This window comes from Micromonospora sp. NPDC049799, assembly GCF_040656655.1.
GTDB lineage: Bacteria > Actinomycetota > Actinomycetes > Mycobacteriales > Micromonosporaceae > Micromonospora.
In genome coordinates this window covers 1-14,230 of record NZ_JBFAMU010000088.1, presented here as the reverse complement: position 1 = coordinate 14,230, position 14,230 = coordinate 1, and the positions used below count along the sequence as shown (strand labels likewise).

11 protein-coding genes are annotated in these 14,230 nt (G+C 72.3%); 3 read left to right on the top strand and 8 right to left on the bottom strand.

What is annotated here, in order from left to right:
- The 6 genes from AB0I76_RS10195 to AB0I76_RS10170 all read right to left on the bottom strand — a co-directional run.
- Positions 1-918, bottom strand: a 918-nt coding sequence (locus tag AB0I76_RS10195; RefSeq protein ID WP_357032739.1) for a serine hydrolase, incomplete at its 3' end; no start/stop codon positions are given.
- 88 nt (positions 919-1,006) lie between these two features.
- Positions 1,007-1,951, bottom strand: a complete 945-nt coding sequence (locus AB0I76_RS10190) for an SDR family NAD(P)-dependent oxidoreductase (RefSeq protein WP_357032736.1) — start codon at positions 1,949-1,951, stop codon at positions 1,007-1,009.
- A complete protein-coding gene (locus AB0I76_RS10185; RefSeq protein ID WP_357032733.1) occupies positions 1,948-3,132 on the bottom strand; it encodes a zinc-dependent alcohol dehydrogenase in 1,185 nt (394 codons plus the stop codon). Before AB0I76_RS10185 ends, AB0I76_RS10190 begins: the two co-directional genes overlap by 4 nt.
- Before the next feature lie 868 nt (positions 3,133-4,000).
- On the bottom strand, positions 4,001-4,768 hold the full coding sequence (locus AB0I76_RS10180) for a succinate dehydrogenase/fumarate reductase iron-sulfur subunit (protein ID WP_357032730.1): 768 nt from the start codon (positions 4,766-4,768) through the stop codon (positions 4,001-4,003).
- Entirely contained in the window at positions 4,765-6,702 is a 1,938-nt protein-coding gene (locus AB0I76_RS10175; RefSeq protein ID WP_357032727.1) for a fumarate reductase/succinate dehydrogenase flavoprotein subunit, read from the bottom strand. The genes AB0I76_RS10180 and AB0I76_RS10175 overlap by 4 nt, the downstream gene beginning before the upstream one ends.
- 2 nt (positions 6,703-6,704) lie before the next feature.
- On the bottom strand, positions 6,705-7,337 hold the full coding sequence (locus tag AB0I76_RS10170) for a succinate dehydrogenase cytochrome b subunit (protein WP_357032724.1): 633 nt from the start codon (positions 7,335-7,337) through the stop codon (positions 6,705-6,707).
- A gap of 134 nt (positions 7,338-7,471) precedes the next feature.
- Here AB0I76_RS10170 and AB0I76_RS10165 point away from each other — a divergent pair, with 134 nt between their 5' ends.
- Positions 7,472-8,404 (top strand): LysR family transcriptional regulator, encoded by a 933-nt coding sequence (locus tag AB0I76_RS10165; RefSeq protein WP_357032722.1) that lies wholly within the window; start codon positions 7,472-7,474, stop codon positions 8,402-8,404.
- A gap of 16 nt (positions 8,405-8,420) precedes the next feature.
- On the opposite strand, the gene hrpA is transcribed toward AB0I76_RS10165, so the two are convergent.
- Positions 8,421-12,476, bottom strand: a complete 4,056-nt coding sequence (hrpA, locus tag AB0I76_RS10160) for an ATP-dependent RNA helicase HrpA (protein ID WP_357032720.1) — start codon at positions 12,474-12,476, stop codon at positions 8,421-8,423.
- 129 nt (positions 12,477-12,605) lie between these two features.
- Between hrpA and AB0I76_RS10155 the strand changes: the two genes are divergently transcribed.
- Complete coding sequence (locus AB0I76_RS10155) at positions 12,606-12,986, top strand: cytidine deaminase (protein WP_357032718.1); 381 nt, start codon at positions 12,606-12,608, stop codon at positions 12,984-12,986.
- 12 nt (positions 12,987-12,998) lie between these two features.
- Here the strand turns inward: AB0I76_RS10155 and AB0I76_RS10150 are convergent, their stop codons facing one another.
- Positions 12,999-13,358 (bottom strand): YciI family protein, encoded by a 360-nt coding sequence (locus tag AB0I76_RS10150; protein ID WP_357032716.1) that lies wholly within the window; start codon positions 13,356-13,358, stop codon positions 12,999-13,001.
- A 139-nt stretch (positions 13,359-13,497) separates the two neighbouring features.
- Here AB0I76_RS10150 and AB0I76_RS10145 point away from each other — a divergent pair.
- On the top strand, positions 13,498-14,230 hold a 733-nt coding region (locus AB0I76_RS10145; RefSeq protein WP_357032714.1), incomplete at its 3' end, for an iron ABC transporter permease.

Genomic DNA, 14,230 nt, shown 5'->3' with positions numbered 1-14,230 from the left:
GGCCCGGGCCGCCACCGCCGGGTGCGTGGCACCGAAGTCGTCCGCGCCGGCCTGACCGTCGGCGAAGAGGGCGTACGTGAGCACGGGCGCCCCGGTCGCGTCGAAGATGACGCCGGCCTCGTGCCGGGCGTCGCCGAACCAGCCGGCCTTGGTGGCGATCCGGGCACGCTGCGCCGACGACATCTCCCGCCGGATCCCGTCCGTGTACGCGATGGGGGAGCGCAGCAGCCTCAGCACGTACGCGGTCGACGCGGGGGACAGCAGCGTCCCGCTCACCAGCGCCCGCAGCAGGTCGTGGGTCTCGCGAGGCGTGCTGGTGCCGAGGAAGAACCGGTTCGGGTTGGCCACCGGCTGCACCTGCGTGTTGGGGAAGCCCTTGTCCCGCAGGATCTGGTTGAGTTCCGCCGCCGGGCAGACCAGGCCGCAGAGCCGGACGGCGGTGTCGTCGGAGACGGTCAGCAGGGCGGCCAGCGCGTGACCGAGGGTCACCGAGCTGGGGTACGCGCCGTCCAGCCCGAAGATGCCGTCACCGCCGGGCACCACGATCGCCGCGGTGACCTCGACGCGCTGGTCGAGGGTGAGCAGGCCACGGTCCACCTTGTCGAGCACCGCCACGGCGACCGCGACCTTGTTGACGCTGTACGCCTCGATCCGACGGTCGGCCTCGTCGGCCACCGCGACCACCGGCTCACCGGCCGGGTCGGCGACGCTGACGTACGCCTGCCAGTTGCCGCCCGCCCGGGCGGTCTCCCGCTCGTAGGCGGCGGCGACGCGGCCGGCGGCCTGCGCCGGTGTGACCGGGGCCGGTTCGGTGCCCTCGGTCGCGGCGGAGGCGGGGCCGGCGGCGCCGAGCACCGTCCCCGCGGTGGCCACCGTGCCCAGTCCCAGTGCCGTCCTGCGGTTCACCCGGATGGTCAATCGTCTCTCCCGTCGTGGTGGGCCGGATCGCTTCCCGGCCCACCACCCTAGGCGAATCGATCGACGCCGGTGATCCCGCACGACCCGCTCACCGCAGTCGCCGCCGGACCGCGCCGCCGATCGTCGCGGGCAGCGCGCCGACACCGCGCACCACCTGCGCGAGGTCGGGCCGCCAGCCGCCGCGCACCGACTCGCCGGCCGGGTTCGGCGTGAACACGACTCCCTCGTGCGGCTCGACCGGCCGGTTGCTCAGCCCGGCGAGGCGCATCAGGGGTACGACGAGGACGTCGTAGGCGCCGGGCAGGACCGTGAACCCGAACCGCATGACCACGTTGAGCCGGCCCACCGACACCTCCCGCCGGGGTCGGTCCGCGCAGTCCACGATCGCCCGCGCCACCCGCTCCGGCGTGGTGATCGGCAGCGGCGGCCGGCCGATCCGTCCCAGGTAGTTGGCCGCCTGCTGGTAGACGGGCGTGTCCACACTGCCCGGGCTGACGATGCAGACGTTGACGCCGGGCGTCTCCCGGGCCTCCTGCTGCAACGCCCGCGCCAGCCCCTGCAGGCCCCACTTGCTGGCCACGTACCCGCTCATGAAGGGCGCGGTGATGTGCCCCAGCACCGATCCGGTGAGGATCAGGGTCCCGCCGCCGTTCGCGCGGAAGTGCCGCAACGCCACCCGGGCCACCGCCGCGGCGGCGAGCAGGTCGGTGCGGACCACCTGCTCGAAGACCCGCTCGGGGGTCTCGTCGAAGCGCCCGTACGCCATCACCGCGGCCGTGTGCACCCACACGTCCACGCCGCCGAACCGTTCGACCGCGGCGTCGGCCAGCGCCGCCACGGCGCCGTCGGTCGTAACGTCCGTCGGTACGTCCAGCACCTCCGCGCCGGCCTTTTCGCACTCCGCGCGGACGTCGGCGAGGGTGTCGGGAGAGCGGGCCGCGAGGACCAGACGGTCCCCGCGCTCCGCGAACTCCCGGGCCGCCGCCCGGCCGATCCCGCTGGTCGCGCCGGTGACGACCACCGTACGGCTCACGGCTCGAGCACGACCTTGACGCACCCGTCCTGCTTCTTCTGGAACATCTCGTACGCCTCCGGCGCCCGCTGCAACGGCACCCGGTGGGTCCGCAGGTCCTCCACGCCCAGCGGGTCGTCGTCGCCGGAGAGCAGCGGGAGGATCTCGTCGGTCCAGCGGCGCACGTGGCACTGGCCCATTCGCAGCTGGATGCCCCGGTCGAACATCTCCATCAGCGGCATCGGGTCGACCTCACCGCCGTACACGCCGGAGATCGAGACCGTGCCGCCGCGCCGGACGGCCTTCAGGGCGGCCTTGAGCACGACGAGCCGGTCCACGCCGACCTTGTCCGTCATCGTCTGGGCGAGCTTGTCCGGCAGCAGGCCGGCGGCGGTCTGGGCGAGCTTGCCGGTGGTGGAGCCGTGCGCCTCCATGCCGACGGCCTCGATCACCGCGTCCGGGCCACGCCCGTCGACCAGGTCGATCAGCGCGCCCGGCACGTCGTCCAGTTCGGTGATGTCGAGCACCTCGATGCCGTGCCGGCGGGCCATCTCCAGCCGCTCCGGCACCAGGTCCAGGCCGATGACCCGACCCGCGCCGAGGTGCCGTCCGATGCGGGCGGTGAGCTGGCCCACCGGCCCGAGGCCGAAGACGGCCAGGGTGCCGCCGGGCGGCGTGTCGGCGTACTTCACGGCCTGCCACGCGGTCGGCAGGATGTCCGACAGGTAGAGCCACCGCTCGTCCGGCCCCGTCTCGGGCACCTTGATCGGGCCGAACTGGGCGTGTGGCACCCGCAGGTACTCCGCCTGACCGCCGGGCACCGACCCGTACAGCGAGGTGTAGCCGAACAGCGCGGCGCCCTTGCCCTCGGAGGTGACCTGGGTGGTCTCGCACTGCGCGTACAGCTGGCGGTCGCACATCCAGCAGGAACCGCAGGAGATGTTGAACGGGACGACCACCCGGTCGCCGGGCTTCAGCCGGGTCACCCCCGGGCCGACCTCCTCGACGATGCCCATGGGCTCGTGGCCGAGCACGTCACCCGGCTTCAGGAACGGCCCGAGCACCTCGTAGAGGTGCAGGTCGGAGCCGCAGATGGCGGTGGAGGTGATCCGGACGATCGCGTCGGTCGGCTCCTCGATCCGGGGGTCGGGCACCTCGTCGACCCGTACGTCCCGCTTGCCCTGCCAGGTCAGTGCCTTCATGCCGGTGTGTCCCCTCGTCGTCGCCGTCCCCCCAGGTGCTACCCGCCCACGAGGACTTGAACCGACCTCCGACCCACGCTCCGGCCTCCCGGTGGCGGCGCCCCCGGTTTGCGGCGCCCGGTCAGGACCCTTCCCTTCAACAGCGCCCTGTCGACCTGCCTCACCGGTGCGGCACGCCGTCGGGTCGTCTCACTCCCGCCCCACGAGGGTGCGGGATGGTCCAACACGTGGGGCAGTTCGACAGCGTCGGACGTCGGGGTGTCGGGGGCGTCGCGGTCCGAGCGGCCCGACCGTCAGGTCGCCGCCCGGGTGGGCGCACCGCCGGCAGGCCGCTGACGGCCGGCGTACCACGACGGGTGCCGTTCCTAGGATCTCCGCTGGCGGCTGCCGGGCGCACGCTTGGCGACCCCGGTGTGCACCGGTCGGTCTCCTATCGAGCTGATGTCGCCAATGGATCGCCGGCTGAGATCGGCCGACAGGCTCGCCGAGCGGGTCGTGCGGCGGTGCGGACGTGTGGCGCGGTGGCGCCAGCGGGGCCCGGGGCGGTGGCGTGGTGGCCTGGTGGCCATGGAGGCCGGCCACCGCCGATGAGCACGTTCCGGCGGCGACGGGCAAGATCCACTCGATGTCAGTGAAGTCGGCCCATCGGAGGCCGCGCGACGCCCCGACTTCACTGAAGCCGAGTGGACCAGGCGCTGCGGACCGATGCGGTCGGTCCCGAGGCGCCGTGATGTCGTCGATGACTCAGCTCGACAGCGCGTGAACCGCATCGGTGGCCCCGGCGGGGATGCGGCGATGCCGCCGCACCGGGTGGGGTGCGGCGGCATCGTCGTGGAGCCGGAACCGGAGCTGAGGCCGGGCCGGGGCCTCAGGAACCGGGGGTGTTGCCCCCGCCGCCCTTGCGGGTGGCGGCCAGGTAGTCCCGGTTGAGCCGCCCGATGGTGTTCAGCGGGATGCCCTTCGGGCACACCACGGTGCACTCACCGGCGTTGGTGCAGCCACCGAAGCCGGCCTCGTCGTGGGCGTCGACCATGCCGATCACTCGGGTGTACCGCTCCGGCTGGCCCTGCGGCAGCAGCGAGAGCTGGGTGACCTTGGCGGCGGTGAACAGCATGCCGGAGCCGTTGGGGCAGGCCGCCACGCAGGCGCCGCAGCCGATGCAGGCCGCCGACTCGAAGGCGGCGTCGGCGTTGGCCTTGGCCACGGGGGTGGAGTGGGCCTCGGGGGCGCTGCCGGTGGGCGCGGTGATGTACCCGCCAGCGGCGATGATCTTGTCGAACGCGTTCCGGTCGACGACCAGGTCCTTGACGACCGGGAAGGCCCGGGCCCGCCAGGGCTCGATGTCGATCGTGTCGCCGTCGGCGAACTGCCGCATGTGCAGCTGGCAGGCGGTGGTGCCACGCTGCGGCCCGTGCGCGTTGCCGTTGATCATGAGGCCGCACATGCCGCAGATGCCCTCACGGCAGTCGTGGTCGAACGCCACCGGCTCCTCGCCGGCGAGGATCAGCCGCTCGTTGAGCACGTCGAGCATCTCCAGGAACGACATGTCCGGTGAGACGTCGTCGACCTTGTAGGTCACCATCCGACCCTTGTCCTCGGGGCCGGACTGGCGCCAGATGCGCAGGGTCAGGTTCACTTGTAGCTCCGCTGCGTGGGGTGGACGTATTCGAAGTTCAGATCTTCCTTGTGCAGCACCGCGGGCTCGCCGGTCGCGGTGAACTCCCAGGCCGCGACGTACGCGAACCGGTCGTCGTCGCGCTGCGCCTCACCGTCGGGCGTCTGGTGCTCGGCCCGGAAGTGGCCGCCGCAGGACTCCTCGCGGTGCAGGGCGTCGACGCACATCAGCTCGGCCAGTTCGAAGAAGTCGGCCACCCGGCCGGCCTTCTCCAGCGACTGGTTGAGTCCCTCGCCGTCGCCCGGCACGCGCACCCGCTGCCAGAACTGCTCGCGCAGCGCCCGGATCTCGTCGATCGCCTTGCGGAGCCCGGCCTCGGAGCGCTCCATGCCGCAGTGCTCCCACATGATCTGGCCCAGCTCGCGGTGGAACGAGTCGACGGTCCGGTCGCCGTTGACCGCCAGCAGCCGCTGGATCCGGTCCTCGACGTCACGCCGCGCCTGGACCACCGCCGGGTTGCTGGCCTCGACCGGCTCGAACGGGCCGGCGGCCAGGTAGTTGGCGATCGTGGTGGGCAGCACGAAGTAGCCGTCGGCGAGGCCCTGCATCAGCGCCGAGGCGCCGAGCCGGTTCGCGCCGTGGTCGGAGAAGTTGGCCTCACCGATCACGAACAGGCCGGGGATGCTCGACTGGAGGTCGTAGTCGACCCACAGGCCGCCCATCGTGTAGTGCACGGCCGGGTAGATCCGCATCGGGACCTCGTACGGGTCCTCGCCGGTGATCCGCTCGTACATCTCGAAGAGGTTGCCGTACTTCGCCTCGATGGCCTTGCGGCCGAGGCGATCGATGGCGTCGGCGAAGTCCAGGTAGACGCCGAGCTTGCTCGGCCCGACGCCGCGGCCCTCGTCGCACACGTTCTTGGCGGCCCGGGAGGCGATGTCCCGGGGCACCAGGTTGCCGAACGACGGGTAGATCCGCTCCAGGTAGTAGTCGCGTTCGTCCTCCGGGATGTCCCGCGGCGCGCGGTCGTCGTCCTTGGCCTTGGGCACCCACACCCGGCCGTCGTTGCGCAGCGACTCGCTCATCAGGGTCAGCTTCGACTGGTGGTCGCCGGAGACCGGGATGCACGTGGGGTGGATCTGCGTGTAGCAGGGGTTGGCGAAGTACGCGCCCTTGCGGTGTGCCCGCCAGGTGGCGGTGACGTTGCAGCCCTTGGCGTTGGTGGAGAGGTAGAAGACGTTGCCGTAGCCGCCGGAGGCGAGCACGACGGCGTCCGCGAACTCGGTGGTGATCTCGCCGGTGACCAGGTCCCGGACGACGATGCCCCGGGCCTTGCCGTCGACGACGACCAGCTCCAGCATCTCGTGCCGGGCGTTCATCTCCACGTTGCCCAGGCCGATCTGCCGCTCCAGCGCCTGGTACGCGCCGAGCAGCAGCTGCTGGCCCGTCTGGCCCCGGGCGTAGAAGGTGCGCTGCACCTGCGCGCCACCGAAGGAGCGGGTGTCCAGCAGGCCGCCGTACTCGCGGGCGAACGGGACGCCCTGCGCCACGCACTGGTCGATGATGTTGACCGAGACTTCGGCCAGCCGGTGCACGTTCGACTCCCGCGAGCGGAAGTCGCCGCCCTTGACGGTGTCGTAGAACAGCCGGTGCACGGAGTCACCGTCGTTGCGGTAGTTCTTGGCGGCGTTGATGCCACCCTGCGCGGCGATGGAGTGCGCCCGCCGCGGGCTGTCCTGGTAGCAGTAGGACTTGACCCGGTAGCCCTGCTCGGCGAGGGTCGCGGCGGCCGAGCCGCCGGCCAGGCCGGTGCCGACCACGATCACGGTCATCTTGCGGCGGTTGGCCGGGTTGACCAGCTTGGCCTCGAAGCGGCGGGTCTCCCAGCGCTTCTCGACCGGGCCCTCGGGAGCCTTCGTGTCGGCGATCGGGTCGCCCTCGGTGAAGAGATCCATGGTCAGGACACCAATCCGGTGAGTACGGCGAACGGGACCACCAGGTAGCCGGCGCACAGCGCGACGGAGAAGACCAGCGCGACGTTCTTCGCCCGCCGCTCGCCGCGCGGGGTCTGCTGGCCGAGGCTGCGCACCGCGCTGAAGATGCCGTGGCGCAGGTGGAACCCGATGGAGACGATCGCCAGGGTGTAGAAGAGCGTGACGTACCACCGCTCCGGCGCGAAGTCGGCGACGACGTTGGCGTACGGGCGGGTGGGGTCGCCGACCGGGTTCAGCGTGCCGGTGGTCAGGTCCAGGATGTGGTAGATCACGAAGAGCAGGATGATCACACCACCCCAGCGCATCGTGCGGGCCGCGTAGCTGCCCTGGACCTTCTTGCGGTGCGCGTACTGCACGGGCCGCGCGGCGCGGGCGCGCAGGGCGAGGGTGGTGGCGGCCCAGATGTGGCCGACCACGGCCACCACGAGGCCGATCCGCAGCATCCACAGGGCCCACACGCCCGGCAGCAGTGGGGCGCCCAACTCGCGCAGCCACTCCGCGTAGTGGTTGAAGGACGTCGCGCCCGTGAAGACCTTGAGGTTTCCGAGCATGTGCGCGATGAGGAACAGCACCAGCATGATGCCCGTCACCGCCATGACGGCCTTCAGGCCGACGCTGGAACGGATGGGCGACCGAGTTCTCGTGATTACCACCCGATCGACGCTAGGAGCGATTTGATCAGTCGTCCAATGCATCGACCTCGCAGTCTTGATAGCCGTAGGCTATGTAGATGCAGCTCCATCAGCTCCGGTACTTCGTGGCGGTCGCAGAAGTACGACATTTCACCCAGGCGGCCGACCTGGTCGGCATCACCCAGCCCTCGTTGAGTAAGCAAATTCACGCCCTGGAGACCGACCTGGGGGCACCTCTCTTCGAGCGGGTAAGGGGCAACATCACGCTCACCGCGGCCGGGGAGGTGCTGCTTCCGCTGGCCAAGCGGATCCTCGCCGACGTCGACACGGCGACCCGCGAGGTGCAGGAGCTGGTGGGCCTGCGGCGCGGACGCGTACGCCTCGGCGCGACCCCCAGCCTGGCCACCTCCCTGGCGCCGCCGGTGCTGCGCCGCTTCCGCGACGCCCACCCCACCGTCGACCTGAGGGTCACCGAGGGCGGCTCCCAGGACCTGGTCCGCGACCTGCTCCGCGGCGATCTGGACCTCGCGCTCATCATCATGCCGGCGCAGGGCACCGACCCCGGGCTGCGCGCCGACCCGATCCTGGCCGAGAGCCTGGTCGTCGCCTCGGTGGACGAGCTGCCGGCCGCGACCGGGGCCGGGGAGCTGCGCATCACCGACCTGCGTGACCAGCCGATGGTGATGTTCCGCGAGGGCTACGACCTGCGCGACGCCACCCTCCAGGCGTGCCGGGCCGCCGGCTTCGAGCCGACCGTGGCGGTGGACGGCGGCGAGATGGACGCGGTGCTCAGCTTCGTCGAGGCCGGCCTGGGCGTGGCGGTCGTGCCGGGCATCGTCGTCGCCCGCCGGCCGGGCGTCCGGGTCACCCGGCTCGCCCCACCCGGCGTACGCCGGACGATCGCGGTGGCCCGCCGCCGTGACGTGGTGCCCACCCACGCCGGACGGGAGCTGCGCCGGATACTGCTCGACTACGTCCACGGCGCGACGGCCGACGGCGAGCTGCCCCCCGGTGTGGAGCCGCTGACCTGACCCGTGACGGGAACGGTCAGCGGCCCTCGGCGTCGTCCATGGCACGGTAGATGCGCTGCTCGGAGACCGGGTACGGGGTGCCCAGCGCCTGCGCGAACACGTTGACCCGCAGCTCCTCGATCATCCAGCGGATCTGCCGTACCGCCGCCGACTGCCGCCTGGACGGCGGCAGCGCGGCGAGTAGGTCGGCGTACTCCTTCTGCACCACCGCGATCCGGTCCTGCTGAGACTTGTCCCGCCCCGGGTCGCCGCCCAGCCGGTCCAGCCGCCGCTCGATGGCGGTGAGGTAGCGCAGCAGGTCGGGCAGGCGCGCGTACCCGGTCTCGGTGACGAACCCCTTGTACACGAGGCCGTTGAGCTGGGCCCGGATGTCCGCGAGGGCGGCCACCACGGCCAGGTTCCGGGTCGCGCCCAGGCGCTGCTCCACGGCGTACGCGGCGGCGAGCACCCGACGCACCCGGTCCATCACCTCGACGACGGTGTCGACCAGGTCGGCCCGGACCTTCTCGCGCAGCGCGGCGAAGCCCTCGGCGTCCCAGGCCGGGCCGCCCGTGTCGGCGATGAGCTTGTCGATCGCGGCACCGGCGGCGTCGGAGATCAGCTCCTGCACGCCGCCGTGCGGGTTGCGGCTCAGCGCCAGCTTCGCCTCGTTGCTCAGGCGGCCCTGGAGGAACTTCGCCGGGGACGGCACGGTCAGCCGCAGCAGCCGCCGGGTACCGGCCCAGTGGGCGGCCTCCTGCTCGGCCGCGGAGTCGAACACCTTCACGCCCACGGTGGTGCCCTCGTCCACCAGCGCCGGGTACGCGGTCACCGCGTACCCGGCTCGGACCTGCTCGATGGTGCGGGGAAGATCGTCGATGCTCCACTCGCGGAGGCCCGTCCGGGCGACGTCCGGCGCGGCGGCGGCGACGACCTGGCGTACCTCCGCCTTGAGCCGGCGTTGCAGGGCCGGGAGGTCCTTGCCCTCGGCGACCGGCTTGTTCTCCTCGTCGAGGACCCGGAAGCTGACCCGCAGGTGCGCGGGGAGCTTCTCGGTGTCCCAGGCGTCGCGGGGCACCGTGACGCCGGTCATCCGGCGCAGCTGCCGGGTCAGGGCGTCCAGCAGCGGCTCCTCACCGGCCGGCATGGCGGCGAGCGCCGCGCGGGCGTAGTCGGGCACCGGGACGAAGTTGCGCCGGATCGCCTTGGGCAGCGACCGGATCAGCGCGATGACCAACTCCTCGCGCAGGCCGGGCACCTGCCAGTCGAAGCTCTCCGCGGGAACCTGGTTCAGCAGCGGCAGCGGGATGTCCACGGTCACGCCGTCGGTCGCGGTGCCGGGCTCGAAGCGGTACGTCAGCGGCAGCGTCACCCCGTCGGCGCTCCACTCGTCGGGGTAGTCGGCCTCGTCCACCCCGCCCCGGCCGGCGTTGACCAGCAGGTCGCGGGTGAAGGTGAGCAGGTCCGGCTGCTCTCGGCGGGTCTTCTTCCACCAGGTGTCGAAGTGCCGCCCGGAGACCACGTCGGCGGGGATCCGCTCGTCGTAGAACTGGAAGATCGTCTCGTCGTCGACCAGGATGTCGCGCCGCCGGGCCCGGCTCTCCAGCTCCTCGATCTCGCCGAGCAGCCGCTTGTTGTCCGTCCAGAACCGGTGGTGCGTGGACCAGTCGCCCTCGACCAGGGCGTGCCGGATGAACAGCTCCCGGCTCAGCGCGGGGTCGATGCGCCCGAAGTTCACCTTGCGGGAGGTGACGATCGGGATGCCGTACAGGGTGACCTTCTCGTAGGCGAGCACCGCCGCCTGCTTCTTCTCCCAGTGCGGCTCGCTGTAGCTGCGCTTGACCAGGTGCTGCGCCAGGGGCTCGACCCACTCCGGCTCGACGCGCCCGTTCACCCGCCCCCACAGCCGGGACGTCTCCACCAGCTCGGCGGCCATCACCCAGCGCGGCGGCTTCCGGAACAGCGCCGATCCGGGGAACAGCGCGAACTTCGCGCCGCGCGCGCCCAGGTACTCGTGCTTCTGCGCGTCCTTGAGCCCGACGTGCGACAGCAGGCCGGCCAGCAGCGACTGGTGCACCTTCGGGGTGTCGATCTCCTCCGGCAGGTCCGCGCCACGGCCGCGCCGGCCGCCGTCGGGCGCGGCCTCCGTTGCGCCGCCCCGGCCGCGCCGCCCGTCGCCCCCCTCGGGTGTACGCAGGACCTGGCGCAGCTGGCTGACGATGTCCTGCCACTCGCGGACCCGCAGGTAGTTCAGGTACTCCGCCCTGCACATCCGCCGGAAGGCGCTGGAGGACAGCTCGCGCTGCTGCTCGCGCAGGTACCGCCACAGGTTGAGCAGCGCGACGAAGTCCGACTCGGGGTCGGCGAACCGGGCGTGCGCCTGGTCCGCCTGGGCCTGCTTCTCCGCCGGCCGCTCGCGGGGGTCCTGGATGGACAGCGCGGCGGCGATCACCATCACCTCGGTGGCGCAGCCGTTGCGCTCGCCCTCCAGCACCATCCGGGCCAGTCGCGGGTCGACCGGCAGCTGGGCCAGCCGCCGTCCCAGTGCGGTGAGCCGCTTCGCCGGGTCGGTCTCGGCCGGGTCGATCGCGCCCAGCTCGTGCAGCAGGTTGACGCCGTCGGCGACGTTGCGCCGGTCCGGCGGGTCGATGAACGGGAACGCGGCGATGTCGCCGAGCCCGATGGCGGTCATCTGGAGGATGACCGAGGCGAGGTTGGTGCGCAGGATCTCCGGGTCGGTGAACTCCGGCCGGGAGGCGAAGTCCTGCTCGTCGTAGAGGCGGATGCAGATGCCGTCGGACGTCCGCCCGCAGCGGCCCTTGCGCTGGTTGGCCGACGCCTGGGACACCGCTTCGATGGGCAGCCGCTGCACCTTGAGCCGGTGGGAGTAGCGGGAGATGCGGGCGGTGCCCGGGTCCACCACGTACTTGATGCCGGGCACGGTCAGCGAGGTCTCCGCGACGTTGGTGGCGAGCACCACCCGGCGTCCGGCGTGCGGGGCGAAGACCCGGTGCTGCTCGGCGGAGGACAGCCGGGCGTACAGCGGCAGGATCTCGGTGCCCAGCAGCGACCGCTTGGACTGCGTCAGCTTGCCCAGCGCGTCGGCGGTGTCCCGGATCTCCCGTTCCCCGGAGAGGAAGACCAGGATGTCGCCGGGCCCTTCGGCGGCCAGTTCCTCGACGGCGTCGCCGATGGCCTGGATCTGGTCCCGGACGTTCTCCTCGTCGGAGTCCTCACCCTCGGCCTCGGTGACCTCGACCAGTGGCCGGTAGCGCACCTCCACCGGGTACGTCCGGCCGGACACCTCGACCACCGGCGCCGGCACGCCGTCGGGGTGCTCCTCGCTGGGTGGGCCGGCGAAGTGCCGGGCGAACCGGTCGGTCTCGATGGTCGCCGAGGTGATGATCACCTTCAGGTCGGGCCGGCGGGGGAGCAGCTGCCGGACGTACCCGAGGATGAAGTCGATGTTGAGGCTGCGCTCGTGCGCCTCGTCGATGATCAGCGTGTCGTACTGGCGGAGCATCCGGTCGGTCTGCAACTCGGCCAGCAGGATGCCGTCGGTCATCAGCTTGACCAGGCTGCGGTCGCTCACCTGGTCGGTGAAGCGGACCTTGTAGCCGACCACGTCGCCCAGCTCCGTGCCCAGCTCCTCGGCGATCCGGTCGGCGACCGTCCGGGCGGCCAGCCGCCGGGGCTGGGTGTGGCCGATCAGCCCGGTGATCCCGCGGCCCAGCTCCAGGCAGATCTTGGGGAGCTGGGTGGTCTTGCCGGAGCCGGTCTCGCCGGCCACGATCACCACCTGGTGGTCGCGGATCGCCGCGGCGAGGTCGTCCCTGCGCTCGCTGACCGGCAGGCCCGCCGGATAGGTGATGACCGGCACCGCGGCCCGGCGGTCCGCCAGCCGCGCCTCGGCCCGTGCCACCTCGGCGGCGATCTCGGCCAGCGCCGAGGACCGCCGGTCGGAATCGCGCAGCTTCCGTACGCCCTCCAGCCGCCGCTGGATGCGGCGCTGGTCGCGGAACATCAGCGGGGAGGTACGGCGGTGCAACTCGCGGACGGAGTCGGGCGCGGCGGAGGTGGCTGGATTCTGCATGTCGTCGCCAAGGATAGGCAGCCCGCCGCCGGACCGCCCCCGGGTTACCGCCGGTCGTCGCCGTCCTACAGTTGACCGACGTCGCCGGGCCCGGCCCGGACGATCACCGGGGCGCACGGGGGACGGACGATGACGATGCGGGACACCGACCGGGCGCTGGTGCAGGCGGCCACGGCGGTCGTCAAGCTGCGCTGCCGCAGCGACAACCACACGGTGGCCGCCGCCGCGCGGACCGTCGACGGCCGGGTCTTCACGGGCGTGAACGTCCACCACGTCGCCGGAGGTGCCTGCGCCGAGGTGGTGACCGTCGGCGCCGCCGCCACACAGGGCGTCACCGAGCTGGAGACGATCGTCGTCGTGGGGGACCGGGGGCGCGCGGTCCTCCCGCCCTGCGGGCGCTGCCGGCAGGTTCTGCGCGACTACTTTCCGAGCCTCCGGGTGATCGTCGGGCCGATCGAGGAGCTGCGGGTGGTGCCGATCGCCGCGCTCCCGCCGGGTACGGAGGACTGAGGTCCCGGTTCGTCAGTCGCCGGCGGCGGCCTCCAGCATCGACCGGGGCAGCGGCACGCTCTCGAAGCGCAGGATGCCCTCGGGCACCATCCAGCTCATCACCTGCACGGCCAGCCGCCCGGCGCGGACCGCCGGGTCGTTCGCGTACAGCTCGCGGGCCGCGACCGGATCCACCGACAGCACGACGAAGCCGCGCAGCCGCTCGTCGTCGGCCTGGACGAACGGACCGGCGGCCAGCACGAGCCCCTGCTCCACCAGCCCCGCCTGGTGCGCGAGGTGGGCGTCCTGCAACCGCTCCGCCGCCTCGGGCGGCAGCTCCGGCGCGTCCGGCGGGCGCACCAGGAGCACGACCGTGTGCTGGTCGAATCGCATCCTCCCAGCGTAGGGCCGGAGCGGTCCGGCCAGTGCGCCTTCGCCACCCACCGGAGTCGGATCGACCAAGGCGAGTTAGGTTCACCTAAGCGTCTCGGCTAAGGTAAGGCGAACCTAAGCTCGACCGCGCAGGAGACCAGTGACCACCCTCGCCACCCCGACGGCCCCCGCCGCCGGCACCCGGCCCCACCGCCGGACGGGCCGCCGCCTGGCTGTCACCGTCGCGGCCGCGCTGGCGCTGGTGCTGGCGATCCTGGCCAGCTTCGCGCTGGGCAGCCGGTCGCTCGCCGTCGCGCAGGTCTGGGATGCGCTGGTCGCCCCCGACGGCGGCGAGGCCACCACCATCGTGCGGGAACTGCGCATGCCGCGTACCGCCCTCGGGCTCACCGTCGGCCTCGCGCTCGCCGTCGCCGGGGTGCTCCTCCAGGCCCTCACCCGCAACCCGCTGGCCGAGCCGCGCATCCTCGGCATCAGCGCCGGTGCCTCGTTCGGTGTGGTGCTGGCCATCTCCGTGTTCGGGGTGAGCACCCTCGCCGGGTACGTCTGGTTCGGCATCGCCGGTGCGCTCGGCGCCGGCGTGCTGGTCTTCGCCGTCGCCGCGCGGGCCCGCGACGGCGCGAGCCCGGTCACCCTCGCGCTCGTCGGCGCGGCGCTCGACGCCAGTCTCGCCTCCGTCGTGTACGCGCTGCTCAGCATCGACGCCCGCACCTTCGAGGAGTACCGGTTCTGGGTGGTCGGCGGGCTGACCGGCCGGGACATGTCGGTCGCCGCCCAGGTGCTCCCGCTCTTCGCCTCCGGAAGGTCATTCGTGACAGAACCCCGCCAGAACGGCGCCGACGTTCGCTCGCTCACCGACACCCTGATCGCCCACG